Source organism: Anaerobacillus sp. ABD4_527 (genome assembly GCF_056160805.1).
Genome location: NZ_JBSWXZ010000002.1, coordinates 152,522 through 176,734, shown reverse-complemented (window position 1 = coordinate 176,734; position 24,213 = coordinate 152,522). Strand labels below are relative to the sequence as shown.

Annotated in this window: 22 protein-coding genes; 4 read left to right on the top strand and 18 right to left on the bottom strand. The window is 44.2% G+C overall.

Translation table 11 applies throughout. The annotated features are described in order from the left end of the window. Window positions 1-32: 32 nt before the first annotated feature. The 5 genes from ACXAHI_RS13095 to ACXAHI_RS13075 form a co-directional block, all read right to left on the bottom strand. The gene (locus ACXAHI_RS13095) at window positions 33-1,016 is read right to left on the bottom strand and encodes an agmatinase family protein (RefSeq protein ID WP_474848487.1); all 984 of its coding nucleotides are present in this window, start codon (window positions 1,014-1,016) and stop codon (window positions 33-35) included. After that, window positions 1,013-2,284 (bottom strand): imidazolonepropionase, encoded by a 1,272-nt coding sequence (gene hutI, locus ACXAHI_RS13090; protein ID WP_474848485.1) that lies wholly within the window; start codon window positions 2,282-2,284, stop codon window positions 1,013-1,015. The genes ACXAHI_RS13095 and hutI overlap by 4 nt, the downstream gene beginning before the upstream one ends. A 13-nt stretch (window positions 2,285-2,297) precedes the next feature. Then, a complete protein-coding gene (gene hutU / locus ACXAHI_RS13085) occupies window positions 2,298-3,968 on the bottom strand; it encodes a urocanate hydratase (RefSeq protein WP_474848483.1) in 1,671 nt (556 codons plus the stop codon). Window positions 3,969-4,169: 201 nt separating this feature from the next. Then, a complete protein-coding gene (locus ACXAHI_RS13080; RefSeq protein WP_474849875.1) occupies window positions 4,170-5,606 on the bottom strand; it encodes a helix-turn-helix domain-containing protein in 1,437 nt (478 codons plus the stop codon). A gap of 63 nt (window positions 5,607-5,669) precedes the next feature. Beyond that, on the bottom strand, window positions 5,670-6,908 hold the full coding sequence (locus ACXAHI_RS13075) for an MFS transporter (RefSeq protein WP_474848481.1): 1,239 nt from the start codon (window positions 6,906-6,908) through the stop codon (window positions 5,670-5,672). Between the two features lie 186 nt (window positions 6,909-7,094). Here ACXAHI_RS13075 and ACXAHI_RS13070 point away from each other — a divergent pair, with 186 nt between their 5' ends. Beyond that, on the top strand, window positions 7,095-7,628 hold the full coding sequence (locus ACXAHI_RS13070) for an ArsR family transcriptional regulator (protein ID WP_474848479.1): 534 nt from the start codon (window positions 7,095-7,097) through the stop codon (window positions 7,626-7,628). Window positions 7,629-7,724: 96 nt separating this feature from the next. Further along, entirely contained in the window at window positions 7,725-8,177 is a 453-nt protein-coding gene (locus ACXAHI_RS13065; RefSeq protein ID WP_474848477.1) for a VOC family protein, read from the top strand. A 326-nt stretch (window positions 8,178-8,503) separates the two neighbouring features. On the opposite strand, the gene ACXAHI_RS13060 is transcribed toward ACXAHI_RS13065, so the two are convergent. From ACXAHI_RS13060 to ACXAHI_RS13025, 8 genes are all read right to left on the bottom strand, one after another. Next, window positions 8,504-8,944: an NUDIX hydrolase gene (locus ACXAHI_RS13060; protein ID WP_474848475.1), complete on the bottom strand. Its 441-nt coding sequence runs from the start codon at window positions 8,942-8,944 to the stop codon at window positions 8,504-8,506. Window positions 8,945-8,985: 41 nt separating this feature from the next. After that, window positions 8,986-10,260, bottom strand: coding sequence for an MFS transporter (locus ACXAHI_RS13055; protein ID WP_474848473.1), 1,275 nt, complete (start codon window positions 10,258-10,260; stop codon window positions 8,986-8,988). Window positions 10,261-10,274: 14 nt separating this feature from the next. Continuing rightward, the gene (locus ACXAHI_RS13050) at window positions 10,275-10,862 is read right to left on the bottom strand and encodes a TetR/AcrR family transcriptional regulator (protein ID WP_474848471.1); all 588 of its coding nucleotides are present in this window, start codon (window positions 10,860-10,862) and stop codon (window positions 10,275-10,277) included. An 86-nt stretch (window positions 10,863-10,948) separates the two neighbouring features. Then, the gene (locus ACXAHI_RS13045; protein ID WP_474848469.1) at window positions 10,949-11,899 is read right to left on the bottom strand and encodes a PDR/VanB family oxidoreductase; all 951 of its coding nucleotides are present in this window, start codon (window positions 11,897-11,899) and stop codon (window positions 10,949-10,951) included. Between the two features lie 12 nt (window positions 11,900-11,911). After that, window positions 11,912-12,352 (bottom strand): hypothetical protein, encoded by a 441-nt coding sequence (locus tag ACXAHI_RS13040; RefSeq protein WP_474848467.1) that lies wholly within the window; start codon window positions 12,350-12,352, stop codon window positions 11,912-11,914. Next, window positions 12,349-13,293 (bottom strand): heme-dependent oxidative N-demethylase family protein, encoded by a 945-nt coding sequence (locus tag ACXAHI_RS13035; protein ID WP_474848465.1) that lies wholly within the window; start codon window positions 13,291-13,293, stop codon window positions 12,349-12,351. The genes ACXAHI_RS13040 and ACXAHI_RS13035 overlap by 4 nt, the downstream gene beginning before the upstream one ends. A gap of 94 nt (window positions 13,294-13,387) precedes the next feature. After that, entirely contained in the window at window positions 13,388-14,365 is a 978-nt protein-coding gene (locus ACXAHI_RS13030) for an NAD(P)-dependent alcohol dehydrogenase (protein WP_474848463.1), read from the bottom strand. Between the two features lie 148 nt (window positions 14,366-14,513). After that, on the bottom strand, window positions 14,514-15,938 hold the full coding sequence (locus ACXAHI_RS13025; protein WP_474848461.1) for an aldehyde dehydrogenase family protein: 1,425 nt from the start codon (window positions 15,936-15,938) through the stop codon (window positions 14,514-14,516). Window positions 15,939-16,140: 202 nt separating this feature from the next. Here ACXAHI_RS13025 and ACXAHI_RS13020 point away from each other — a divergent pair, with 202 nt between their 5' ends. After that, window positions 16,141-16,863 (top strand): 3-ketoacyl-ACP reductase, encoded by a 723-nt coding sequence (locus ACXAHI_RS13020; protein ID WP_474848459.1) that lies wholly within the window; start codon window positions 16,141-16,143, stop codon window positions 16,861-16,863. Between the two features lie 167 nt (window positions 16,864-17,030). Next, on the top strand, window positions 17,031-18,065 hold the full coding sequence (locus ACXAHI_RS13015) for a phosphatidylglycerol lysyltransferase domain-containing protein (protein WP_474848457.1): 1,035 nt from the start codon (window positions 17,031-17,033) through the stop codon (window positions 18,063-18,065). Between the two features lie 38 nt (window positions 18,066-18,103). Here the strand turns inward: ACXAHI_RS13015 and ACXAHI_RS13010 are convergent, their stop codons facing one another. The 5 genes from ACXAHI_RS13010 to ACXAHI_RS12990 form a co-directional block, all read right to left on the bottom strand. Continuing rightward, entirely contained in the window at window positions 18,104-19,357 is a 1,254-nt protein-coding gene (locus ACXAHI_RS13010; protein WP_474848455.1) for an MFS transporter, read from the bottom strand. 11 nt (window positions 19,358-19,368) lie between these two features. Continuing rightward, window positions 19,369-19,794, bottom strand: a complete 426-nt coding sequence (locus ACXAHI_RS13005) for a DUF1801 domain-containing protein (RefSeq protein WP_474848453.1) — start codon at window positions 19,792-19,794, stop codon at window positions 19,369-19,371. A gap of 22 nt (window positions 19,795-19,816) precedes the next feature. Beyond that, window positions 19,817-20,818, bottom strand: coding sequence for an NAD-dependent epimerase/dehydratase family protein (locus tag ACXAHI_RS13000; protein WP_474848451.1), 1,002 nt, complete (start codon window positions 20,816-20,818; stop codon window positions 19,817-19,819). 156 nt (window positions 20,819-20,974) lie between these two features. Beyond that, complete coding sequence (locus ACXAHI_RS12995) at window positions 20,975-23,851, bottom strand: ATP-binding protein (RefSeq protein WP_474848449.1); 2,877 nt, start codon at window positions 23,849-23,851, stop codon at window positions 20,975-20,977. Then, the gene (locus ACXAHI_RS12990; protein WP_474848447.1) at window positions 23,844-24,209 is read right to left on the bottom strand and encodes a response regulator; all 366 of its coding nucleotides are present in this window, start codon (window positions 24,207-24,209) and stop codon (window positions 23,844-23,846) included. Before ACXAHI_RS12990 ends, ACXAHI_RS12995 begins: the two co-directional genes overlap by 8 nt. Between the last annotated feature and the right edge of the window lie 4 nt (window positions 24,210-24,213).

The window sequence follows — 24,213 nt, the reverse complement described above, 5'->3', positions numbered from 1 at the left end:
TTCTGATAGTTATAGGTAGAGGGTTGCCCCTCTTATCTGCTGCAATAACCAGTCAAAAACGACAGCATCACATGAACCGCACTACTCACCGCCATGTCGCCAACGTCTTTCCTCGGATCGAGGCAAACGATATCCATCGCTTTTACCTTCGGATGCTCACCAGCGAGTTGTACCGCATCGAACAGTTCATTCGTAAACATTCCACCAGGCGTCGCAGCAGGTGCTGCAGGATTGTGGGTGATATCGAGAACGTCCATATCGACCGTTAAATAGATCGTATCAACTGTTTTGTTCAGCTTAGCAAGTGCTTCCTGAACAACAGAGGTGATCCCCCTCTTACGCGCCTGCTTCATCGTCGTATAATGGACACCATGTTCATCCGCATAGTCCTTCAGCTCCCTCGCATTGAAAAAGCCGTGAAGTCCGATATTATGAACATGCTTTCCTTCGATTGTTCCACTTTCGAGCAAGTTGCGAATCGGCGTACCGTTTGCTGGGCCGATGTCCGTAAGGTCTCGTAAGTCAAAGTGGGTATCGAATTGCAAGATCCCGATGGTTTCATCTGGATTTGCTCTCTTTAACCCTTTTACAAGCATGGCTGTGATTGAATGATCGCCACCCATCGTGACTTGCATCGTATGAGGGTGATGGCGTTTCATCGCCACCATCGCCTCCTCGATGTTTTGGTGTGTCTTTGCGATATCCGTGATATGTTGCTTCACATCACCTAAATCGACTGCTTTAAGTGATGCAAGATCAATGTCTTCATCAAGGTTATACGTACCAAACGACTTCCACATCCCGCGCATCGCATCTGGATTTTCACTCGCGGCAGAAGTGGAAATGGATGATTTAGAAAGAGGGATGCCAAGAATCGTGACATCAACATCCTCCCAGTTTGGCGGTGACTCCCCAATCGCTTCGATCCACTCATGGACCTTTAAGTCACTCGTCTTATCGCTTTGCTTTGACCAGATTCTACTCGGGCGATCTAACAATGGGTATGGATAACTCATACGAGCTGACCTCCAACTACGCGCGGAACACCTGCTTTTACGACGGTATCCACGTGGTTCATCCCATACTGATACGAAAGGAAAAGATAGTTCGGTACGTTAAAAATCGTAACGTCCGCTTTCTTTCCAGGTTCAAGACTTCCCGCCTGATCCGCACAACCGATCGCATGTGCAGCGTTAACAGTCGTAGCCGTTAACACTTCTTCAGGCGTCATCCCCATGTTCAAACAGCCGAGGTTCATGATGAACGGAAGGGAAATCGTTGGAGAAGATCCTGGATTCGCGTCTGTTGAAAGTGCGACAGCTACTCCCGCATCGATCATCTTCCGTGCTTCCGCAAATTCAGCCATAAGGAAGAACGCTGTACCTGGAAGAAGTACGCCAACGACCCCTGCTTCCGCCATATCCTTAATACCTTGATCAGATGCACGAAGCAGGTGATCCGCAGAAATCGCACCAACAGATGCGGCGAGTTCTGCTCCAGCGTATGGCTCGATTTCATCAGCATGAATCTTCGGAATCAATCCATGCTCTTTGCCAGCCTGTAAAATTCGTCTCGACTGCTCTGGTGTAAAGACGCCTCTCTCACAGAACACATCGTTGAACGTTGCAAGGTTACGCTTTGCAACTTCCGGGATCATTTCATTGATCACCCGATCAACGAACACGTCAGGATTTTCTTTTTCATCCATCGGAATCGCATGAGCACCCATGAACGTCGACACAAGATCGACCGGATGATCTTTTCCAAGTTGATCTGCGACTTCAAGCTGCTTCATTTCATGTTCGAGCGTTAACCCATAGCCGCTCTTCGCTTCGACTGTCGTGACGCCATGAAGCATAAATTGATCGAGGCGTTTTTTAGACTGTTCGTAAAGCTCCTCATGACTCGCTTCCTGAGTTGCGCGCGTTGTCGCATGAATGCCGCCGCCCGCTTCCATGATATCCATGTAGGCTTTCCCTTCAAGACGCATCGCATATTCGTTCTCTCTTGTTCCTGCATGAACAAGGTGCGTATGAGGATCGATCAAACCAGGTGTAACGAGCTTCCCTGTTGCATCGATGTGTTCATCGTCTTTCAAAGATTTTCCGTATTTTTCAATAAGAACATCCGTCTTCCCTACTTCTACGATCTTGCCGTCTTCCATATAAACCGCACCGTTTTCAATGATGTCAAGGTTCGACATCGCTTCTTTTACCGCAGGTTTCTCTGTATGTCCAGCCATCGTGATAAGCTGTGCTGCGTGTGTGATTAATAATTTTTGCATACGCCTCTCCCTCCTACTGCTTTTTCAACATCGGAATGTTAATATTTTTTTCTGCTGCTGTTTTTTCCGCTAGTTCGTAACCTGCATCAACATGGCGTGCAACGCCCATTCCAGGATCCGTCGTTAGAACACGCTCTAGACGAGCTTCAGCGTCTTTCGTTCCATCCGCTACGATGACCATACCTGCATGTAAGGAATAGCCCATGCCTACGCCGCCACCGTGATGGACACTCACCCAGCTTGCGCCTCCAACACTATTGATCATCGCGTTCAAGATCGGCCAATCTGCAACCGCATCACTGCCGTCTTTCATTGATTCTGTTTCACGGTTTGGTGAAGCGACTGATCCTGAATCGAGGTGATCACGACCGATAACGATCGGTGCGCTAAGCTCTCCGCTCGCAACCATATCGTTAATGATCTTTCCAAAACGAGCCCGCTCGCCGTAACCAAGCCAGCAAATACGAGACGGAAGCCCCTGGAAGCTGATCTTCTTCCTCGCCATCTTGATCCAGTTGCAAAGGTGCTCGTTGTCACTGAACTCTTTTAAAATCACTTCATCCGTTTTGTAAATATCTTCAGGGTCTCCAGATAGTGCTACCCAGCGGAAAGGACCTTTTCCTTCACAGAACTGAGGTCGAATATACGCTGGAACGAACCCAGGAAAATCAAACGCGTTCTCGATTCCTTCGTCCTTTGCAACCTGGCGAATGTTATTTCCGTAATCAAACGTCACGGCACCTTTCTTCTGCATATCGAGCATCGCCTGAACGTGTGTCGCAATGCTTTTCTTTGAAAGCGTCGTATATTGTTCGGCATTACTCTTTCGAAGCTCATCTGCTTCTTTCAAACTCATGGAAACAGGAACATACCCATTCAATGGATCATGTGAAGACGTTTGGTCTGTCAGCACATCTGGAATAAATCCTCGATTGATCATCTCTGGCAGCAACTCTGCTGCATTCCCAAGCAGGCCGATCGATAACGCCTCACCTTTCTGCTTCGCATCTTCTGCAAGCTTGATCGCTTCATCAAGACTTTCGGTCGATGTGTCGAGGTACTTCGTATCGAGTCGACGCTGAATGCGATGCTGATCGATTTCGATCGCGATACACACACCGCCGTTCAACGTGACTGCGAGTGGCTGGGCACCACCCATACCGCCAAGTCCCGCAGTTAACGTGATCGTTCCTTTCAGGCTCCCGTCATAATGCTGCTTCGCAAGCTCACCGAACGTTTCATACGTTCCCTGAACGATTCCCTGACTTCCGATATAAATCCAGCTTCCTGCTGTCATCTGACCATACATCATGAGCCCTTTTCGATCGAGCTCCTGGAAATGCTCCCAGTTTGCCCACGCAGGCACGAGGTTCGAGTTCGCGATCAACACTTTCGGCGCGTCTTTGTGTGATTTAAAAACGGCCACAGGCTTTCCGGATTGAATCAAAAGCGTTTCATCTTCTTCAAGCTTCTTAAGGGAATCGACGATCGCCTCGTAACATTCCCAGTTACGCGCCGCTTTCCCAATCCCACCGTACACAACGAGCTCATCAGGATTTTCCGCTACATCTGGATGGAGGTTATTGTTCAGCATCCTTAGCGCAGCTTCCTGAATCCACCCTTTCGTATTCAACGTCGTTCCTCTATATTGTTCAACTTTACCTGTTTTCGTTTCTGACATCATCTTCACTCCTCTGATCTTCTTTGATACTTTTATGCTAGCATTCAAAAAGTTCAGAAAATAGATGATGCTCTTTTGAATAATAGAAATCACTTCACATTGTGATAATTAAATTATGTAAAATACCGTCACTTAATAGCACTTATATTAGTTTTTATAAAAATATTAGTTAAATATAAAAAAGACTGCGCATAGAGCGCAGCCTTAATGACGCTTTCGATACTCACCAGGCGTTTCACCTGATTCTTCTTTAAATACTCTGCTAAAGTAATTCGCGTTCGTAAATCCTGTTTCGTGTGCGATCGCTTGGATTGTTTCTTTTGTTCCCGACAGCATCTCTTTCGCTTTTTGAATCCGAATGCCATTCACGATTTCTCGAAACGCTTGACCGTATTTTGTAGATAGCGTATGACTCAAATACGAAGGATTGCGATTCACGTGTGAAGCAACTTCTTTTAGAGATAGCGCCGTGTCATGGAAGTGTTCTTCTATATATGCGATGGCTTCTTCAACAACATTCATCTTCGCGTGCTTCCCTTCATCGATGGCTTGAAGCAGATCATTAATGAAGAGAATGAAATCTTGAACGATTCTGTAAAGCACGGGACTGTATAGAATCGTATCGAAAACCTTTTTATATGCTTCTTCTTTCTCTTTGATCCCTTTTCGAATCATAAAACGACGAACCTGTGCGAGAACACTCGTTAACCTCGTTCTGAGTAAACCAGGGTCTGGGTAGGGACGTTCAATATGATAAAACTGTTCATACAGCCACTTTTTAATGTCGCTCGAACGCCCTTCATCCAGCATATACACCCAATCCCGCTGCTCAACTAGCGTTAAAAATGGATCCATGTCGCGCCACTCAGTGTGAGCACTTGAAGTCAGCACCTGCTGATAGCCTGTAAAAAAAGTCGTCTCCATTACTTTGCGGAGCTTCTTGTACATACCATGAAGGGACTCTTCGCCATCACCGCGGTCGACCGCAATCACGAGCGGCTTTCCTGTCGCCCGCTCCCATTCCTCTAGGAAACGCTGTGCCTGTGCGATCGTATCTGGCAGTTGCTCCTCAAAAATTAGCACAACGCGATCGCTTGTAGAAAAGACGAGAGGCTCATGATAAAAGTCAAAATGGTCGATGAACGAGCGTAAATCGCTTAAATCCCTTGACGACTCCGTTTTCAGTAAATAGATCGGATGATGATAAGGGATTTGCTCGTCGATGAAGAGGGATTCATACCATACCGACTGTTTTGAATCCTCTTCTTTCCCCCTTCGATGCGATAGCTTTCTGAACGCTAGCTGAAGCGTATTTTTCACCCTCGATGGTGACAACGGCTTGACCCAGAGGTCGATCGCTCCGATTTCAATCGCTTGCGTTGCCTTTTCAAACGTCGGTTCTGCTGTAACCGCAACAACTTCTCCCACATACCGATCGATGAACTTTTTCACCATCGACCACTTCTCGTCAGGTATCAGATCGAGCTCTAGACAGAGTATATGGGGTAAATTGTTCTCGAGCGTTCCGAACATATCCGACAGCTGATCAACAAGCATCACATCAGATATCGGAAACGAATATTTGGAAATCAACCACTCGAGCCCAGCGAGCTCCTGTTTGTCACGATCGACGATCACCACTTTGTACAAACCGTTCACCTCCGTTTCACACCTTCTACTTTTATCTTACTATAATACGCGCACTTATGCGCTGAGCCGTTCTTGGCTTGTCACGTTTTCTAAGCCTTTATAGTGCTGTGTGAATGGGAAGACCACGCTGACGATGACAAGCAAAACGCCACCCGCGACGACCGTCGGAATACCTCCCCAATAAGATCCAACCCATCCTCCGATCAGTAGCCCTCCAAGGAAACTTGCATGTAAAATCGCACTGATGATACCACTCACTCTTCCAAGGATCGTTTCATCAACAGATTGCATGAACATGCTGTTTAATGGCACGTTGATAAACGGGTTCGACAGCCCAAGCATGCTCATCCAGATAAAAATCGGAATGATTGGATAAGCTTCTTGCAACCAGTTTACCGGCAGGATCAAGATACACAGCGCACCAGTTAACCCGATTGCTCCTAAGATCAGTTTGTTCGATTTTACTCTCTTCATAACGAATGGAATGAACAAAGCACCTAGCACACCGAATACACCTTCCGTTGATTCCAACAGTCCAAAATGGAACTCTTTTATTTCAAATACATTCAAGATGATATGGTACATGTTCGCTCCGACGACGCTCATCACGAAAGCCGAGACGATCAATAACCATGTGAATCCTTTTAAGAACGCATCCTCCTTCATCGAAGCTAACCCCTCTTTCAATGAAGTGAGGTAACCCTTTTCTGAACCTGATTCCTCTGAATCCTCCCGCTTCACCACAATCAAGCCGATGAGAAAAGCAGAAACGAGAAAAGTCGATGCATCCAGGATGAAGATTAACGACACATCGTTTAGTAAAAGAAGTGCTCCCCCAATAGACGGGGCAATGATGTTCATCGTCATAAACGTTGACTGCGATAATCCAACCGCCTCAGGCAATTTCTTCTTCTCGATGATTTGAGGAATGGTCGCTGTCTTCGCTGGCTCGAAGAATACAGTCCCAATTCCTTGTAAGAAAATCAATACTAATAGTCCAACCAAAGAATCATGTGCAGGAATCATGAGGAGCAGAATGATGAGTCGATAAAGGTCAGCGATCACCATGATTGCCTTTTTTGAATAACGATCGATGATTGGTCCCACAAAAACACCGAACAACAAACTCGGTATGTATCTCGCCATCAACACAAAACTAAAAACGAGCGGATTATCCGAGAGCTTTGAAACAAGAAAGATCACGACGATATGCGTGATGCCATCTCCGAGTTCTGATACAACTTGCGCCACCCACAGTTTCAAAAATGCGGGGTTTTTCAGTAAACCGATCATGTGTTGGTTACCTCTCATTAAAAATTATTTTAACGATATAAATAATTTAATTGTTGAGGGAATTCTTGTAAAGAGCCCTAGATTAGTTCATTAGCGAGAAACCCTTTGATAGTAAGGTCTTACCTCAATAAAATTTTTTTGAACGGTAAAAGAATTTTTGCTAATATGATTGGTGAGGTGATCAACATGATCAATAGTGTGGAAGTGGCCAAAGCTCTCTTCGACCCCAAGTTAAATCGCTTGATTAAAAGCGTAGAGAGTACGCCCAAAACCGTAAAAGAACTTGCTGCAGAACAAAACGAAAAACCATCAAGACTATATTATCCAATACAGAAATTAGTGAAATTAGGATTATTACAAGTCGAGCGCGAAGAGACGATTGGAAACTTAATCGAGAAGTACTACACGTCAAAACACTTGATCGGAGAAAACATGAGCATGGAAGGAGCCTTCGCGCAAGAAAACAAAGAGTTCCTTCTCGCTCAAGTGATGGCTTCCATCCAACAAGGAGTAGAAGTGTTACGGAACGACCTAGAAGCCGATCCAACCCCGGATCACTCGAGCGCAACGTTCCGACAAGTGACCGCTTCCTTGACTCTTGAGGAGTGGAACGAATTAAACAACGACATCATCAAACTGATTGAAAATCGGAAAAGTACATCTAAGGACGCCAAGACATATACGTTTGACCTTTTATCTTATGACGCTGATAAAAAGTAGCACGATCTCAGTCTAAAGTCTTACGAATGTCTCATTAGGAATGACGATGGCATGCCCTCCTTTCTACGATACGATGTAAAAAAAGGAGGCATTTCGATGATAAAAGGATTATACGAAGCTCACCTTCCTGTCAGTGATATCGAAGAATCGATCGCTTTTTATGAAAAGCTTGGGTTGAAGGTTGCACACAGAGGAGAACGCGTGTCATTTATGTGGATCGTTAAAGGTGAAAGCTGGCTTGGACTATGGGATTCAGAACAAGTGAACATTCCGTATCACCCATCGATCCGTCACATCGCATTTCACGTCGATCCAGAAGAGATCTTCTCAGCAAAAGCCTGGCTTGAAAGTAAAAACATACGCGTCCGAGAAGCATTCGGCTTCTCACCTGAAGAACAGCCCCTCGTCCTTCCGAATAACCCGCAAGCCCACGCAGCGATTTACTTTAACGACCCTGATGGGAATTCGATCGAACTCATCTCTCCGTTGAGGATCGATGTGGATGAAGGATTTGAGATGGTGTCGTTGAGTGATTGGGGGAAGAGGTAGGTTTTACTTGTTTTTGGGAGTGTGGCTTGCATTTCGCGGATATAATTGAGGTTTCGCGGATATCCACAAGGGTTTCGCGGATAAAATAGGAAAATCGCGGATATATTCTGTTTTTCGCGGATATCCGTGGGGATTTCGCGGATATAGCGTGTACTCGCTATAAGGAAAGGCAGTGCTCCTTACTTGGAAAACCCTGTTCGCTGATAAAATTGAATTTCCGCCGATATATTCAGATTTCCGCTGATATCCAGATGAATTCCGCTGATATCGAGCACAAATCCAACAAAAGAAAGATGCTGTCCCACTCAGGACAGCACCTTTTTTACTCAATTCATTAATTTCTCTAGCACCTTCTCTGTCATCTCAACACTTTTCTTCGTCCAAGGCGGGATTTCTGTGGAATCTTGCACGTCATCAAAGGTCATCCACGTAATCTCTGCTATTTCATCCTCACTTTTTATGTACGGACTTCCCTCAAAGCTCCTGCTTAGAAACACAACATCGAGCACCTGAACCTCACCCGCTCTGAACGTAGTGCTATGCACATACTCTAGATCACTACCAAGCTCAATCCCGATTTCTTCAAACACTTCTCTCTTAATCGTCTCTTCTAACACACTTAGCGAGCTTTCGTCGAAATCAACCTTTCCTCCGACTAAGGAATAGAGACCACCAGCGTGTTCTTCCTTTTCACTTCTTTTGATAATTAGATACTTTCCTTCATGATAGACTGCTGCTTCGACGTTTACTATAAAAAAGTTAGACATCCCCTCATCCTTCCCCCTACTAAACTAGCATTTTACTCAAATCATATACTTACCCGTTGTTGTTCTCCAATCGATGCCTTCTTCTCCTCAATCCTTCTATCCACCTTCAAAAACAACATCAATCCAACACCACCAAACAGAACGTACTTTACCCCCATCATCCAAGCAGGCACAAACCCACCGATAATGATATCGATCGCTGCGACAAGCATTGCGATGTAGAACACCATTTGATGAATTGCGAGATAAGAACTCCTCGCATGATCTGGCGCTAAGTCTCCTAACATCGCCTGTCGAACAGGTATGTACATGAGCTCTCCAATTGTGACGACCACCATGACAGCGATCAACACCCACGGCAGTTGAAACATCGTGAAGAGCGCATAGCCGATCGAATAAATCGAGAGACCGACCAGAAGCACCGTCCTGTTGCTCCACCGCTTTACGAGCCACGTGATTAAGCCAGCTGCAAACACAACTAGAAACGTATTCTCTGAGCGTAAGATCCCGAGCATCAAGACACCGTCTACCTCGACGTTCCACTCTCTGAAGGAAATAAGAGATTGAGAGGTTATTTCATCTGCAAAATGAATCGCAAGGAAATTCGTCAGCTGCTCTTCTAGTGATAGAACAAGGATGCCCGCAATAAAAAACATCATGAAGACACGGTCCCGAAAGACGATTTTATAGTTGTTAAAGATTGAGCCTTTTGTTGCTGTATTATCTGTTTGAGTTGAGTCAACGATGTAGGATTCTGTGATGAAGAGTTGTGTGATTAGAGCTGAGAGGAATGAAACAATCGCAATCACAAGGAACAGGTGAAACAAATAGTCATAGAAAAAGATCGCACCGATGATACCAGCGATACCTGAGGACATATTTCCGATCCAATAGAGAAGTGTAAACACATAGCGGCGATTTCCTGAATTCGTGACATCGAGTACCATCGCTTGTGAGACCGGTCCGAGCACTCCTCCGAAAAACATTGAAAAAATGAACACAGCATACGTCAAATATGGTGCATCAAGCCATGGAGAGTTTAAGAATGCGATGATAAAAAAAGCGATACCCGAACCGAGTTCAGAACCGACCATCAGTCGTTTTCGACCGATGCGATCGGAGAAGTATCCACCGATCATCCCACCTGCTACACCTATAAAAACGAGGCTTACGAGCATGAATCCTGTCACAGTTTGACCTACTTTTTGCGCAAAGTATACGGTTAAGAACGGCATGACCATCATCGTCGCAAACGTGGTGAAAAACTGGGTGACAATTCGAATCTTAATATTGTAATGAAGATTCTTAAATGACAAGTCCGTTCACCTCCTTACTGTTTTGGGCCAAATAGCAAGAGTGCATGTCGAATGTACATATCCCATCGATTTCTTTCATCATAGCTATCGATTCTGGTCAATCGAACACCATTTAGAAAAGCAAGGTACGTATCTGCGACATCATCTGGATGAAGTTCGATGAGCTCGCCTACTTCCTGCCCCTTCAGAATTAGTGGACGTAGTGCATCTCTTAATTCTAATGAAAACCGATCTAATTCGATGAACAGATCATGAAACCGGTCAGGCTGTCCGATCACGTACTGAATCATGCGTGAATACGTCGCCTGTTGAGCGAAGAATTGAAAGTGAGCGGATATGAGTTCTTTTAATTGCTTCACCGGTTCTTCTGTTGGCTCTGGTGATACTAACATCACCCGTTTGATCTCATCTAACGGTTCAAGCACCGCCGCTTTAAAGAGTTCGTCTTTGTTCTCAAAGTATGTAAAAACCGTTCCGAAGCTAACCCCCGCTTCTTTTGCGATATCCTTAATCGTTGCCTTCGAGTAACCGTTCTGAGAAAACATTTGGATCGCAGCATCTAAAATACGTGCACGTTTTTCTTCCGACTTTGGCAAAGCCATAACATCCCCCTCTTTCGTTCCACTACTTTTAATTGATTGATTAATCAATCATTATTATACCGAACAAAAATCCACATGTAAACAATTTACTTGGAATTCGTTTCCATAACGTTGATCGCGATCTCCCCAACTCCTCTAGAGACGCACGATAGCATCTTATTCTGCTTTTCTTTCTCCGTTAAAAAAGTATCGCTGTGGATGACTTCCCCTCCACACACAGTAACTTCGCATGATCCGCATATCCCCATTCTACAGGCATAAGAAACCGGATAGCCTTCGTCTAGAAGCCTCTCTAACAAACTTTCATTTTTATTTACAAGAAGCTCATTTCCTCCATTAACCGTCACGCGAAACGACTTAGGGTTTTCAATCTTACCTGCAGGTCTAAAACGCTCCTCATGGACAACACGAGATGGATAACCGAGCTCTCTCGTCGTATCCACTACCATCTCCATGAACGTTTCAGGACCACACACATATACATGAGTCCCAATCTTCCTGTATTCTAACGACTCTCTTACCTGCTTCTTTTTTTCCTCACGAGAACCACTGTAAAAGAAAACTTGTTCAGTGTACTTCGAAAGTTCCTCATAAAATGAACAACGTTGAACATTTGGCACCGCATAGTGAAGCTCAAAGGTTTTCCCCAGTGTGGATAAGTAAGACATCATTGAAAGAAAAGGGGTGATGCCAATTCCTGCAGCGAGAAAAATGAAGTGCTGTGCTTCTAGATGAACCGGGAAGTAATTGTCGGGACCTGAAATAAGCACGGTATCACCTACTTCAAGGTGTTCATGAAGATAATGAGAACCACCGTTAGCACCGATTTTTTTCACAGCAATTTGATAGTCATTTGTCATTTCCAAAGGATTATTGATGAGTGAATACTGGCGATCTCCCACGGGAAGATGCAGCGTGAGATGAGCACCAGCACCAAATGGATCGAGCACAGCTGTTTCACTAGAAAGTGTGAATGCTTTTATATGAGGTGTTACTTGTTTGATTTCCGCCACTTTTACTTGATAACGATCCTTCATTTTCTTCATCCTTTAATGGTCAGATTCTGTGAATACCGGATAAGCAAGATGTGCTCTATGATACGTTGAATAGTGTTCTGAAGGCTCAAGCTGATTCCGACAGTTTTCACAAACAAACCTCTCATGATTCACTAGACTCGTAATGTGATGACACTGCGAACAAAAAGCCCTCATCTGTTGATGGGTTTCTATGTATATATCATCTCTTGCATAGCCTAATGAAACCGCTACTCGCACCGTTTCTAGCGCTCCTTCCCCGTAAAGGATGAGCGCACTCCCAATAGGCTGTTCAGATAATAACGCTTCTACCTTTCCATAATGAAGATGACGTATTACTTCAAGCTGAACAAGCCCTCCCCCATTTTCTAATTCCCGCTGCTTGCACTTTGCTCTTTCCGTATGAACATGATCTGTAACAATCAACACATGACGATACTCCAGCGCTTCCTTCATCGTTCAATCTTCTTTGTTTTCAAGGCCGTCTCAAGATACCCCATCAATTCACGCTTATACAGAGAAATGCCTTTATAGTCAGCGAGTTCCTGGGGAAGTGTCTTTATGTTCGTATAAAACTTCTTTAGCCATTCATCGTTCGCCACTAATTCGTTTAGAGGAAGCAGGTACGTATGAATCGAGAACAAGATGTCGTTTGTTAAAGGTAATCGGAATAATCGCTGCACCTCGACGCGTAAATTCACCAATTCACCTGCATTTTCTTCCGTTACGTGATATCGAAGCTTCCCCCAATCGGAATACGTTTCAAGTGGCGTATCGAGCTTATGTGAAATGGTAATGGACCAATTCTTACGTTCCCATGCTGTGTTTGGACGTATCCTCGTGATGAACCGTTCTACTTTTTCAATAAATTCCGCTATCGCTGGAACTGGCGTATGGATCGCCTTAAACTCCATTCCAAGCACGAACGTTAACGACCAATTCGAAGGAAAGCAAAGCTGTCCGCCTTCTAAAAATAACCCATCATGCCTGTCACCCATCACGATAAGGTCCTCCTGTACGTGGCGACCTACTAGATCTAGGGGCTCGAAGTCTATCGAAGCGTGATCTCGATAAACAAACGTTTCTTCTTCTTGAAGCAAGTGATTAGTAAATACGTATGTGTTCCCTCTCCGCTTCAAAGAAAAGTGCTCCGGTTCGTACGTAGCTAATTCTCTGAAAACGAGCAACAGGGTTTCCCACTGTGACTCTAGCGAAATAGGTAAGGAGCGATAGCAACGCTCGTGGTTTTCTTCAAGAAGCTTTCGTTTCAATCGAACTTCTTCCACATAATTACTCGAAACTGTCACGGTTCGTGCTGGAGTGAGAGGAGAGGAATTATTTGTGTATTCATAGTGATCAGACGTAAATGGAAACGGAAATTCTACCTTACTAGACATTCTGAACACCTGCCATTTTTGTAGATAGTGACTAACTTCCATAATGACGCGCTGTTTTCCTCCATTGGCGGTATGCAAAAAAGCCGCAGCATCGCTACGACCGTTCTTCCCACTTCATGACCACATTTCCCTTCTTGTGCCCCCGCTCTACATATTCATGTGCTTCCGCAATTTGATGGATTGGGTAACATCGATCGATGACCACTTTTAGTTTCCCTTTTTCGATTAATTTCTTCAAAAAACGCAAATCATCCACGTTTTCGTCCGTTATCCCGCCGATCACTTTCTTATTGCCAATTTTTGAAGTCCAGATCATCTGAAAGATTTCTCGATAGTGAAACACAGCTAATACATATAAACCGTTCTGTTTAAGAGCGTCCTTAACCCGGGAGAAAGTCGTTTTTCCTACGGTATCAAAAATGATATCATATCTCTCTCCACGCTCAACAAAGTCTTCTTTCGTATAATCGATTACTGCATTTGCACCAAGAGACTTCACCAACTCAACGTTCGTTGAGCTGCAGACCGCTGTCACGTCTGCACCAAAATACTTCGCAAGCTGAACAGCATACGTTCCTAAACTTCCAGATGCACCGTAGATTAAAACATTTTGTCCGCTAGTAATCTTCCCTTTCCTTAGAAAATCTAGCGCCGAACATCCTCCAAACGGAATAGACGCGGCTTCTTCAAAGGTCATGCTGGGTGGTTTGTGTGTGAGCGGACCTTCCTCTGATAGACGAATGTATTCAGCGTACGTTCCCTGTCCACAGAATCCGAAGACATGGTCACCGGTCTTAAACCGCTTCACTTCATTTCCCACCTCGACAATTTCTCCCGCAAAATCCATCCCTAATATTGGCTTCCTTGGTTTATTCAACCCGATAGCCATTTTCGAAATCGGCCAGAACGGTAACGATTCCCTCGTTCCACGACGGATTCGTGCATCGCCTGAAGAAACAGTTGTGGCGTGAACTTTGATCAACACCTCATGATTCGCGATAACCGGTTTCTCAACCTCTTTCAACTGAAGAACGTCTGGTGCCCCGTATCTTTCACAAACCACTGCTTTCATCGATTTCCCCCTCAGCGCGCTCCGCAATTCAGTTTATTCTTCAAGGTAAATACCTATGTATGTTCTCTCCTTTTAGAACCCCCCTCTTTATCGTCATAAAAAAAGATCAGCTGCATGAAGCAGCTGACCTCTTATGATCCTTTTCACTTTAAGCCGGATACCCAAGAATCGCTTTTTTCTCTAGATATTCTTCGATACCATAATCGCCCCACTCGCGGCCGATTCCAGACTGTTTGTATCCTCCGAACGGTGCTGCAGGGTCGAGCTCTGCATTGTTGACCTTGATTCGACCAGCACGGATGCTTGTCGCCACCTTACGAAGGGTTTCTTTATCATTACCAAATACATAGCCTGCTAGACCATATACCGTTTCATTCGCAATTTCAATCGCTTCGTCGATCGTTTCATACGTAAGGACGCACATCACTGGTCCAAAGATTTCTTCTTGCGCAATGACCATATCATTTTTTACATCTGTAAAAATGGTTGGTTTGGCATAATAGCCTTTATCGAGACCTTCTGGCTTTCCTGTACCTCCAGCGAGCAATGTAGCCCCTTCATCGATGCCTTTTTGGATATAGGATTGAACCGTGTTCCATTGTTTCTCTGAAACGAGCGGTCCTACATAGTTGTCACCTTGCGGATCACCAACAGGGAACTTCGGCAGCACACGTTTCAAGGCTTCTTCAAACTCTTCTTTCATAGAAGCAGGAATGAGCGTTCTTGTTGCCGCAGAACAAACCTGTCCGGTATTCGTTGCGATGTGGCTGACGGCAGCTTTTGCTGCTTTTTCAACATCTGCATCGTCTAGAACGATAAGTGGAGATTTACCTCCGAGCTCAAGTGCAACATTTTTAATGGTTTCTGATGCGTTTTTCATAACTTTCTCACCTACTGCAGCTGAACCTGTAAAGGAAACAAAGTCGATATCTGGGTGAGAGCTGATTCCATCACCAATCGTTTCACCAGTACCATTTACTAGATTGAAGACGCCTTTCGGGACGCCGACTTTGTCAAAGATTTCAGTTAAGATAATCGCCGCAAAAGGCGTTAGTTCGGCAGGCTTCAGTACGACCGGGCTTCCTGCAGCAAACGCACTCGCAATCTTCGTAGATGTCTGATTCGTCGGGAAGTTCCACGGTGTGATCAGACCGCTGACGCCCACAGGTTCTTTAACCACAGTGTGATCGCCTCGATCTTCAGAGAACGTAAAGTCTTTCAAGACTCTCGCAGCTTCTGAAAAGTGATTGTAACCCATGTTGTAATGAACGTTCTCTGAAATCTTACGAGGTGAGCCAAGCTCCTCCGTAATCACGTCGATGATTTCTTCTTTTCGATTCGCATATTCTTCTGCGATTTTTTCTAACATCTCAACACGTTCTTCTCTACTTGTTTGAGAAAATGTTGGGAATGCAGCTCGTGCGGCAGCTACCGCTTTATCAAGGTCTTCCTTTGTTCCTAAGCTGATCTTTCCGATCACTTCTTCCGTTGCAGGGTTGATTACCTCTTGTGTTTCTGAACCGGTTGATTCGATCCATTCACCGTTAATGTAATGTTTTAAATGGTTACGCATGATGTAAAAAACTCCTTTGTTCAATTTTTATTCTTTTCATTTCCATATTTTCTCTTTTCCGTGTACATAGTGACTGTTTCCGCTCACAGCTGACTTCAAACATCATGATGTTTTTCAATCTACTGAAACCCTTTTCTTTGCTTCTCTCCGTTTCTAACTTTACACTTAAAGGTAGGCAAACCTTGAGAGGATGGTGTATGAAATGGGACAACAGATCAAAGGAAAAACGGCAATCGTAACTGGTGCAGGAAGCGGCATCGGACGTTCGACTGCACTTGAACTCGCAAAAGAGGGCGTAAACCTTGGATTGATCGCTCGTACAGAAAGTAAGCTTAACGAAGTAGCAAAAGAAGCTGCATCTTACGGGGTAAAAGCAGTGGTCGCACCTGCTGATATCGGAAACATTGAGGAAGTTGAATACGCTGTGAAAAAATTGCACGATGAATTAGGATTTACCGACATCCTTATCAACAATGCCGGGATCGGCGTGTACGGATCATTCTTAGAACTTGAACCAGAAGAATGGAAGCGTGCGATCGAAGTTAACGTGTACGGTACATACCACGTTACTCGAGCAGTCCTGCCGCAGATGATTGAAAAGGACGCTGGTGACATCATCAACATCTCATCGAGTAGTGGATTAAAAGGCACAGCAGGTTCGAGTGCTTATAATGCATCCAAATTTGCGATCCAGGGCATGACAGAAGCACTTATGCAGGAAGTGAGACGAAACAACATTCGTGTCTTCACCTTAAACCCAAGTCTTGTCGCAACAGAGCTCGCCTTTGGAGGCGATCCTGAAAAGAATGACAAAGAAAAGTATATGCAGCCTGAAGACCTTGCTGAGTATATGGTTGGTCAATTGAAGCTGCATCCACGTATGTTTATTAAACAGTCGCTACAATGGGCAACAAATCCATTTTAAAAAGTGAAAGGAACCTTCAGTGAGAATGAAGGTTCCTTTTTTTAAGTACGGATTTCATAATTACTAAAGAAAGAAAATTCCATAACCGTTCAAAAATAACTGCAACGTACATACTCAACATATGTTATCTTTATAGAGATGCAAAACACGCAGGAGGAAGAGCGTACATGTTTGATAATGAATTCGATGTTGATATGGAAAAGGTTGTCTCGTTTCTAAAAGAGTATGGCGGCCATCACTTATCACACCTGATTTTATTACAGGATAAACAGGTTTTCTGGGCTCAGGAAAGTAAAGTGTTAATCGCATATAGACGCACCGGGAGCAAATTGATGGTATTAGGGGACCCGATCGGTGAGGAGTCTTTGCTAAAAGATGCCCTCGACGAATTTTGCGACTACAGCAGAGAGCTTGGTCTAACGCCAATCTTCTATCAGGCATCTCCGCGCTACATGCACCTTTATCATGAGCATGGATACCGATTTACGAAGATCGGTGAAGAAGCGATCGTGAACCTAGAGAATCTTACCTTCGCTGGGAAACAGTGGGCAAAGCTACGAACAAGGTGCAATAAATTCGAGCGGAATGGCTTCACGTTTTCTGTCATGCAGCCACCTTTTTCTAGTCGTCTTCTACGAGAAGTAGCAGAGGTTTCAAGATCATGGCTAGGCGATCAGAAGGAAAAAGGCTTCTCTGTCGTCTCGTTCAGTGAAGATTATGTTTCATCTTTTCCGATTGCTTTACTGAAAAATCCTGAAGGTCAGATCATCGCGTTTGCTACCATTGCGACTTCCAGCTACAGCAACAGCTGTATCGATTTGATGAGAAAGTTTCCAAACAGTCCACATGGAACGATGGATGTGCTGTTCATTCATATATTCAAATGGTTAAAAGAACAGAACGTTGAGAAGTGCAGTCTCGGTATGGCCCCGCTCTCGAATGTTGGAAATCATAAGGATTCACCGATGTGTGAGCGCCTGATGCGCTTTACCTTCCATCACGGAAACAGCCGCTATAATTTTAAAGGACTCCAAGAGTTTAAAGCAAAGTTCGCTGACTCATGGGAACCGAAATATATTTGCCACAAAAAATCGTTTTTCCCAACACTGCTTGTTCAACTGATCGCGTTGATCAATCATCCACCAGTAGCGAAAACAAAAGCTTTTTCCCGCATACGGGAATTACTGCAAAATACAGGTTAAAGAAAAGGAGACGGGAATCCCCGTCTCCTTTTCTTTGTCTACATTCTTACTAGATTCGTATCTTTCTTAATCAGGATGACGAACAGACTCGCAAGCAAACAAAACATCCCAGCGTAAAGAAACGCCCACGTATAAGAAAAGAACACCTTATAGATGAGTCCCCCACCATAAGCTGCAACGGCAGCGCCTGCTTGATGAGAGGCAAAGATCCAGCCGTAGATCATGCCGCTTTTCTCTAAACCAAAGATTTGCCGCGATATGTTGATCGTCGGCGGCACTGTTGCAATCCAGTCCAACCCATAGAAAACTGAGAAGATTACGAGTAACGTGACTGAGCCCTCAGTCAGTGCATATGGCAAAAGTAACAGCGACACGCCTCTTAGCGAATAGTACCAGAATAATAGCCACCTGTTATCGAACCGATCAGACAACCATCCTGATAGCGTTGTACCGATCAAATCGAATACTCCCATAAAAGAAAGAAGTGCTGCAGACGTCACTACAGGAATTCCAAAACTTATGCAGTAAGAGATAAAATGTGTCCCAATCAAGCCACTCGTTGAGAGGCCACAAATAAAGAAGCTTCCGGCAAGCAGCCAAAAAGCCTTAACTTTTACAGCTTCTAGAAGAGCACCGAACGCCATCGTAATCGGATTTTTACTCCCGAACGCTTCACTCTCTTCTCGCTCCTCCTCAAGTCCATATGGAAGAACACCTACATCCCGAGGTGAACTTTTCATAAATAACAAAACGACGACAAACATCACGACACTGAGAAGTAAGATGAGCCCTACCGCCCATCGCCACGAATAGTTTTCGATGATGATCGCAAGAAGTGGCAGTAGGATTAACTGGCCCGTTGCTGTACTTGCCGTTAAGATTCCAATCGCCAGCCCTCTTCTTTTCTCAAACCAGCGGTTCGCGACATATGGACTCAGAACGGTAAGAAACAGTCCAGATCCAAGTCCGATGATGACACCCCAAATTAAGATGAGCTGCCATGATTCCTGCATCACGTATGTTAAGCCTAACCCAGCGAGCAGCGTCATCATGGCGAACACCATCATTTTCTTCAGTCCGACGACCTCGATCAGAGCTGCCATGAAAGGGCCAGAAAAACCATATAGAAACAAGCTGATTCCAAACGCCAATGAGATGACCGAGCGATCCCAGCCGAACTCGTTTTCGAAAGGAATAATAAAGACACCTGAAGATGAACGGACGATACCTGCTACGATGATTGTGAAAAAGGTTATGGCTAAGATGATCCAGCTATAATGGATTCGTTTCACTGCATCACCGCTTATTGCTCAGGATACGTTTCACGTAGAAATGTAATCGATTCATGTATTAATTCTTTCAGTACATCAACATCGATATCGTCTACTTTATTGATATACACACATGCTTTCCCAGTTGTATGCTTTCCGAAGCGTCCAAGAATTTCTTCTCGTTTCGGTTCCCCTGTTGCAAAATATAAACTGATCTTCGCTTTACGAGGCGAGAATCCAACAAGCATCATATCTCCTTCATGACCGCTTTTGTATTTATAATGATAGGAGCCAAATCCTATGATGCTTTCTCCCCACATCTTTGCGTCGTATCCTGTTTCTTCAGTAAAGATGTCGAGCAATCGATACGCATCTTCACGTTTCTTTTTGCTTTCAACATTTTCAATAAACTCGATAACGCTTTTGTCGTTTTCTTTCGTCTTTAACTCATAAGCCATTTCACACTCTCCTTTACACAATCTATGAATACATTCGATCCGTTTTATTCAATAGTTTCTTTTCTTTCTCAGGGTCGAGTCCCGCTTTCCAGTCGAGCGATGGGTCTCTCGTTTTCAACCACGCTAACGTGTCTTTAACGGTCTCTTCGATCGTGCGGTACGTTAGCCCCTTCGCAATCGCTCTATCTACGCTAATGTCAGCAGCTGCGTTATTCGATTCCGGTAACCATAGTGGAAGATCGCTCCATGGTGTAACCCCTTGACTGATCAAAAACTCTTCATCTAACCAGTGAAGGAGCGCTTTACTTCCACTTATGCGCATACAGGTATCAAGCAGCTCTCCCATCGTCAGATGACGTTCTGGACCCGTGACATTATAAACGCCTGTCACCTTCTTTTCTGTCATTTTTACGATGCAATCTGCGAGGTCTCTTACATCGATGAATTGAATCGGACGCTGTGGTCTTCCTGGCGCGAGTACATCGCCACCCTCGTCTAATCGTTTCACCCAATAGCTGAAGCGATCTGAATAATCGTGCGGTCCTACAACTAAACCAGGCCGTATATGCAGCACTCTCCCCGGCATGTGCTTTTCCGCTTCTTTCTCGGCAAGTGCCTTCAACGCTCCATAATGTTCCCCAGGAACAGCACCTTCAGCCGTTACTCTCTCAGCTTCTTCTTCAGAAATAACTTGAACAGGCGACTCCTCCGTACAAGGCTTTTCGCCAAACTCTTTATACACCGAAATTGTCGATATAAAGGTATAATGATCGACAACTTCTGCTAATCGTGCAGTAGAATTGGAAACGGTTCTCGGAAAATAACCGCTCGTATCGATGACCGCATCGAACGATCGTCCGTTAAGAGCCGAAAGATCACCGTCTCGATCTCCAATCAATGTTTCGACTTCAGGAAAAGCGTGATTTCCTCGGTTGAAATGAGTAACTTCATGTCCATTCTTTAATGCCCGTTCAGTAATATACCTTCCAATGAACCGCGTACCACCTAGGATAAGAAGTTTCATTCGTACGCCTCCCCTTTTAATTAAAGTCAGACATGATATGATTTCTTCTTCGAGCTTGAAATTCCTTTATTCTTGTCGGAATAAGAATAATTGTGCCACTTCAAAAAAAAGGATGTGCTCATCGGCACACCCCTTTTTTCCTGTTCGTTTAGATGACTACTTCCAACTTTCTCTCTGTTCCTTACCAAGTTCAATAGCACCTTCTGGGATGAGGATTTCACCCGCCTCTTCTGAGGATAACGCTTTGATGACTGACCTTGATAAGTCTTGCGGAGGATACGGCTTGATGAGATAATCCTTCACACCGAGATCCAGGCCTTTTTGCTTCTCTTCTGTTACCGTTGAAACGACAATTGGAACATCTTTCGTCCGCTCCGTTTCTTTTACTGCCTTTAGAACATCCCAACCGCTCAGTTCTCCATCTAACAAAATGTCGAGAACGATGCCACGCGGCGTCATTTTTTCGATCATGTGAATAGCAGATTCTCCGCTTCTGCAATGGTAAACGTCGAACCCACTCGCTTTTAGTTCTTCCATCAATAAAAGCGCCAGACTATCATCGTCTTCTACAATGAGAACTCCACCATCTGTAGGCGTGTCCATCTCTTTACCTAAAATAGGCAAAGAAATCGTAAATATACTCCCTTGCCCTAAGCTCGACGCCACAGTCAGATCTCCTCCGTGCGCTGTGGCAATTTCTTTTGAAATCGCTAGGCCAAGACCTGTTCCACCAATCTGACGTCGATCACTGTTATCGACCCGATAAAACTTCTCAAACAAGTGAGACATCGCTTCTTCTGGTATGCCTAGCCCTTCATCTTCTATATGCAGGTGGATCATGCCGTTCTTCTCTTCAAAACGAAGTGTGATCTCTCCACCTTCAGGAGAATATTTCACAGCATTGCTAATTAAATTATTTAGCAATTGCGTGACTTTATCTCTATCTCCTAATATCTCATGATGGTCACTCGTATCATCAATATTAAAACGATGCGTTTTGTACGTTTCTATATAACTCTCCAACACGTCAGAAACGATTGGTTTTAAGTTGATCGCCGTCTTCTCATACAGTTGTTTCCCTGATTCCATGCGCTGAATATCCAGGAAATCGTTGATCAAAACCGTTAAACGACTCGCTTCTTTATGAATCGTCTTCAAATACCTCTTCTGCTTTTCTGGCTTTAGATCTTTCGAGATCATGAGCTCTGTAAACCCTAGCACGCTTGAGAGTGGTGTACGGAGTTCATGGCTCACTGTACTAACAAATTCGTTCTTCATCTCATCGACTTCATATTCTCTCGTGATATCTCGATGAACAAAGATTGAACCGATAAATTTATCCGCATTATGCAGGTGCTCATAATACATCCGAATAAATCGGGGAACTTCATGGTTTGTTTGATAGACGAGTTCACTTTCCTGCGGTTTGATTCCTTTTATCACACGGTTGATATATGTTCTTACCCCGTCCCGATAGCCTTCATCCACTTTTCCTAAAAACGTGCTGCTCCACACATCGAAGTCTTTTTTTCTGTTTTCATCTGAGATACACGCGTCCAACATCGAACACATTTGGTTATTCACTGAAATCGTGTCACCTTTTCGATCGACTAACTGAATGCCTTCTCTAACCGTGTTCAATACTTCCATCGTAACTTTACGTTCATTTTCCGTCGTTTCATATAATCGGAGTTTATCGAGAGACAGAGAGATCTGCCTGCATAGGTCGTCTACTTCGTTCACTTCTTTTTCTGTATATACGGTTGAAATCCGTGTGAGACACATAAGTGCAACAGGCGTACCTTCAGAAATAATCGGTAAGTACAGATCATATGAAAAGAAACGATCGAGAGCATGGTAACCAGCTTCTCCCTCAGTCGCTTGTCTGCTAACGATGTGATAGTTCTTTTGTGTGATGGCTTTTAATGCTGGCCCGTCATCGATATGATCGATCCAACGTTGTACCATCTCGTTTTTTAAGCCGACCGATGCATAGTCCTTGCTTTGATTGAGGAGGACGATCAACCCTCTATCAGCATTGAGAATTTCGATCAAGTTAGAAATAATGCTTTGCAGGAGATCCGTTTTACTCAGCGTTGAAGCTAATGCGCGGTTCAACTGATTACGATGCTGTAGCACTTTCGTTTGATAATTCATCGTCTTAACGCTCTGCTCAAGTTCTTCCTTGTTAACTTTTAATTCCTCGCGCTGCTTGAGAAGCGCTTCGTTTGTGCTGATCAGTTTACTCTCATTGTTTTGAACGCTCATCACCATCGAATTGAAAGCTCTCGCTAGTTCACCTAATTCATCAAACCTCTTTTCATGTGGCACTTCAACACGCTCTCCTGCTGAAACTTGACTCGAGGCAATCGCCAGTTCATGCAGCGGACGACCAACTTTTCGAGCCATCACACCGACGAGCACCGTAGCAATCAAGAGTAGGAAAACAACGAATGCAATGAAGAGGTCTTGTATCGTCGAAAGACGGTTGATGAGCTCTTCATCTGTCTCTTTAATATCCGTTCTGATTGAGTTGACGAGTTCTCGGATTGAATCTTTGGCTGTATATACGAGGTCACTCCCACCCATGTCTCGAGAAAGTCGTTGAAGTCCTTCTGTATTATCAGCCGACACTAAATCTAGCGCTTCTTCAAACAACCGATTATAGCGAACGAGATAATTTTCAAGATCCTTTATTTTTTGCAGTTCTTCGTCTGTGCTTAACTTTGGTTCTAGGTTCGAGATGTTTTCTTCAATCTTAGCTTTTTCTTGTTCATAAGATGCGAGGAAAGGGGAATCAAGTCTAAACCCTAAGTACCCTCTAGCTTCAAAAAACATCTGGTTCAAACTATCTTCAAGCTCAATCGCAGCTTCATATTTACTTCTGAGATCGTTTATCTTCGTCTCATACGTTCTCTCGATTTGATGTGTGTATAACCCAAGCGCTATCGTCACAAGTACGATAACGACTAGAAACCCTCCCATAATTCTTACAAACTGATGAGAAAGACTATTTTTCCAGCGTTTATTCATCTAAGATTGCCTCGACTGTTTCTAATAGATTGATAGGGCTAAACGGTTTTGAAAGAAAATAATTTGCTCCTGCTTCTTTCGCAAGGTCTTCATCTTTCTTTTGTGCCTTTGCTGTTAACATCATGATCTTTACGTCATGATTCCCTTTGGCTCTGATCGTTTCGATAACTTCTAAGCCTGTCATCTCCGGCATCATGTAATCGAGCAGCACAAGGTCGTAAGAATTTGAATTGATGAGATGGAGCGCTTCAGCGCCATCCTCGGCTTCATCGATTTCATAGTCATTGTCTTCAAGTGTATCTACGATCAACATACGGAGAATTTCTTCATCGTCTGCTACTAGTATTCTCGCATTCATATTC

What these genes read in the sequence shown, in the direction of transcription:
- hutI (WP_474848485.1), bottom strand. Translation starts at nt 2,284, where the DNA reads ATGCAAAAATTATTAATCACACACGCAGCACAGCTTATCACGATGGCT.
- ACXAHI_RS13045 (WP_474848469.1), bottom strand. Translation starts at nt 11,899, where the DNA reads ATGAAGGATCGTTATCAAGTAAAAGTGGCGGAAATCAAACAAGTAACA.
- ACXAHI_RS12995 (WP_474848449.1), bottom strand. Translation starts at nt 23,851, where the DNA reads ATGAATAAACGCTGGAAAAATAGTCTTTCTCATCAGTTTGTAAGAATT.
- ACXAHI_RS13025 (WP_474848461.1), bottom strand. Translation starts at nt 15,938, where the DNA reads ATGCGTAACCATTTAAAACATTACATTAACGGTGAATGGATCGAATCA.
- ACXAHI_RS13075 (WP_474848481.1), bottom strand. Translation starts at nt 6,908, where the DNA reads ATGATCGGTTTACTGAAAAACCCCGCATTTTTGAAACTGTGGGTGGCG.
- ACXAHI_RS13050 (WP_474848471.1), bottom strand. Translation starts at nt 10,862, where the DNA reads ATGGCTTTGCCAAAGTCGGAAGAAAAACGTGCACGTATTTTAGATGCT.
- ACXAHI_RS13095 (WP_474848487.1), bottom strand. Translation starts at nt 1,016, where the DNA reads ATGAGTTATCCATACCCATTGTTAGATCGCCCGAGTAGAATCTGGTCA.
- ACXAHI_RS13000 (WP_474848451.1), bottom strand. Translation starts at nt 20,818, where the DNA reads ATGAAACTTCTTATCCTAGGTGGTACGCGGTTCATTGGAAGGTATATT.
- ACXAHI_RS13005 (WP_474848453.1), bottom strand. Translation starts at nt 19,794, where the DNA reads ATGGCTTATGAGTTAAAGACGAAAGAAAACGACAAAAGCGTTATCGAG.
- hutU (WP_474848483.1), bottom strand. Translation starts at nt 3,968, where the DNA reads ATGATGTCAGAAACGAAAACAGGTAAAGTTGAACAATATAGAGGAACG.
- ACXAHI_RS13060 (WP_474848475.1), bottom strand. Translation starts at nt 8,944, where the DNA reads ATGTCTAACTTTTTTATAGTAAACGTCGAAGCAGCAGTCTATCATGAA.
- ACXAHI_RS13035 (WP_474848465.1), bottom strand. Translation starts at nt 13,293, where the DNA reads ATGTCTAGTAAGGTAGAATTTCCGTTTCCATTTACGTCTGATCACTAT.
- ACXAHI_RS13040 (WP_474848467.1), bottom strand. Translation starts at nt 12,352, where the DNA reads ATGAAGGAAGCGCTGGAGTATCGTCATGTGTTGATTGTTACAGATCAT.
- ACXAHI_RS13065 (WP_474848477.1), top strand. Translation starts at nt 7,725, where the DNA reads ATGATAAAAGGATTATACGAAGCTCACCTTCCTGTCAGTGATATCGAA.
- ACXAHI_RS13070 (WP_474848479.1), top strand. Translation starts at nt 7,095, where the DNA reads ATGATCAATAGTGTGGAAGTGGCCAAAGCTCTCTTCGACCCCAAGTTA.
- ACXAHI_RS13020 (WP_474848459.1), top strand. Translation starts at nt 16,141, where the DNA reads ATGGGACAACAGATCAAAGGAAAAACGGCAATCGTAACTGGTGCAGGA.
- ACXAHI_RS12990 (WP_474848447.1), bottom strand. Translation starts at nt 24,209, where the DNA reads ATGAATGCGAGAATACTAGTAGCAGACGATGAAGAAATTCTCCGTATG.
- ACXAHI_RS13030 (WP_474848463.1), bottom strand. Translation starts at nt 14,365, where the DNA reads ATGAAAGCAGTGGTTTGTGAAAGATACGGGGCACCAGACGTTCTTCAG.
- ACXAHI_RS13015 (WP_474848457.1), top strand. Translation starts at nt 17,031, where the DNA reads ATGTTTGATAATGAATTCGATGTTGATATGGAAAAGGTTGTCTCGTTT.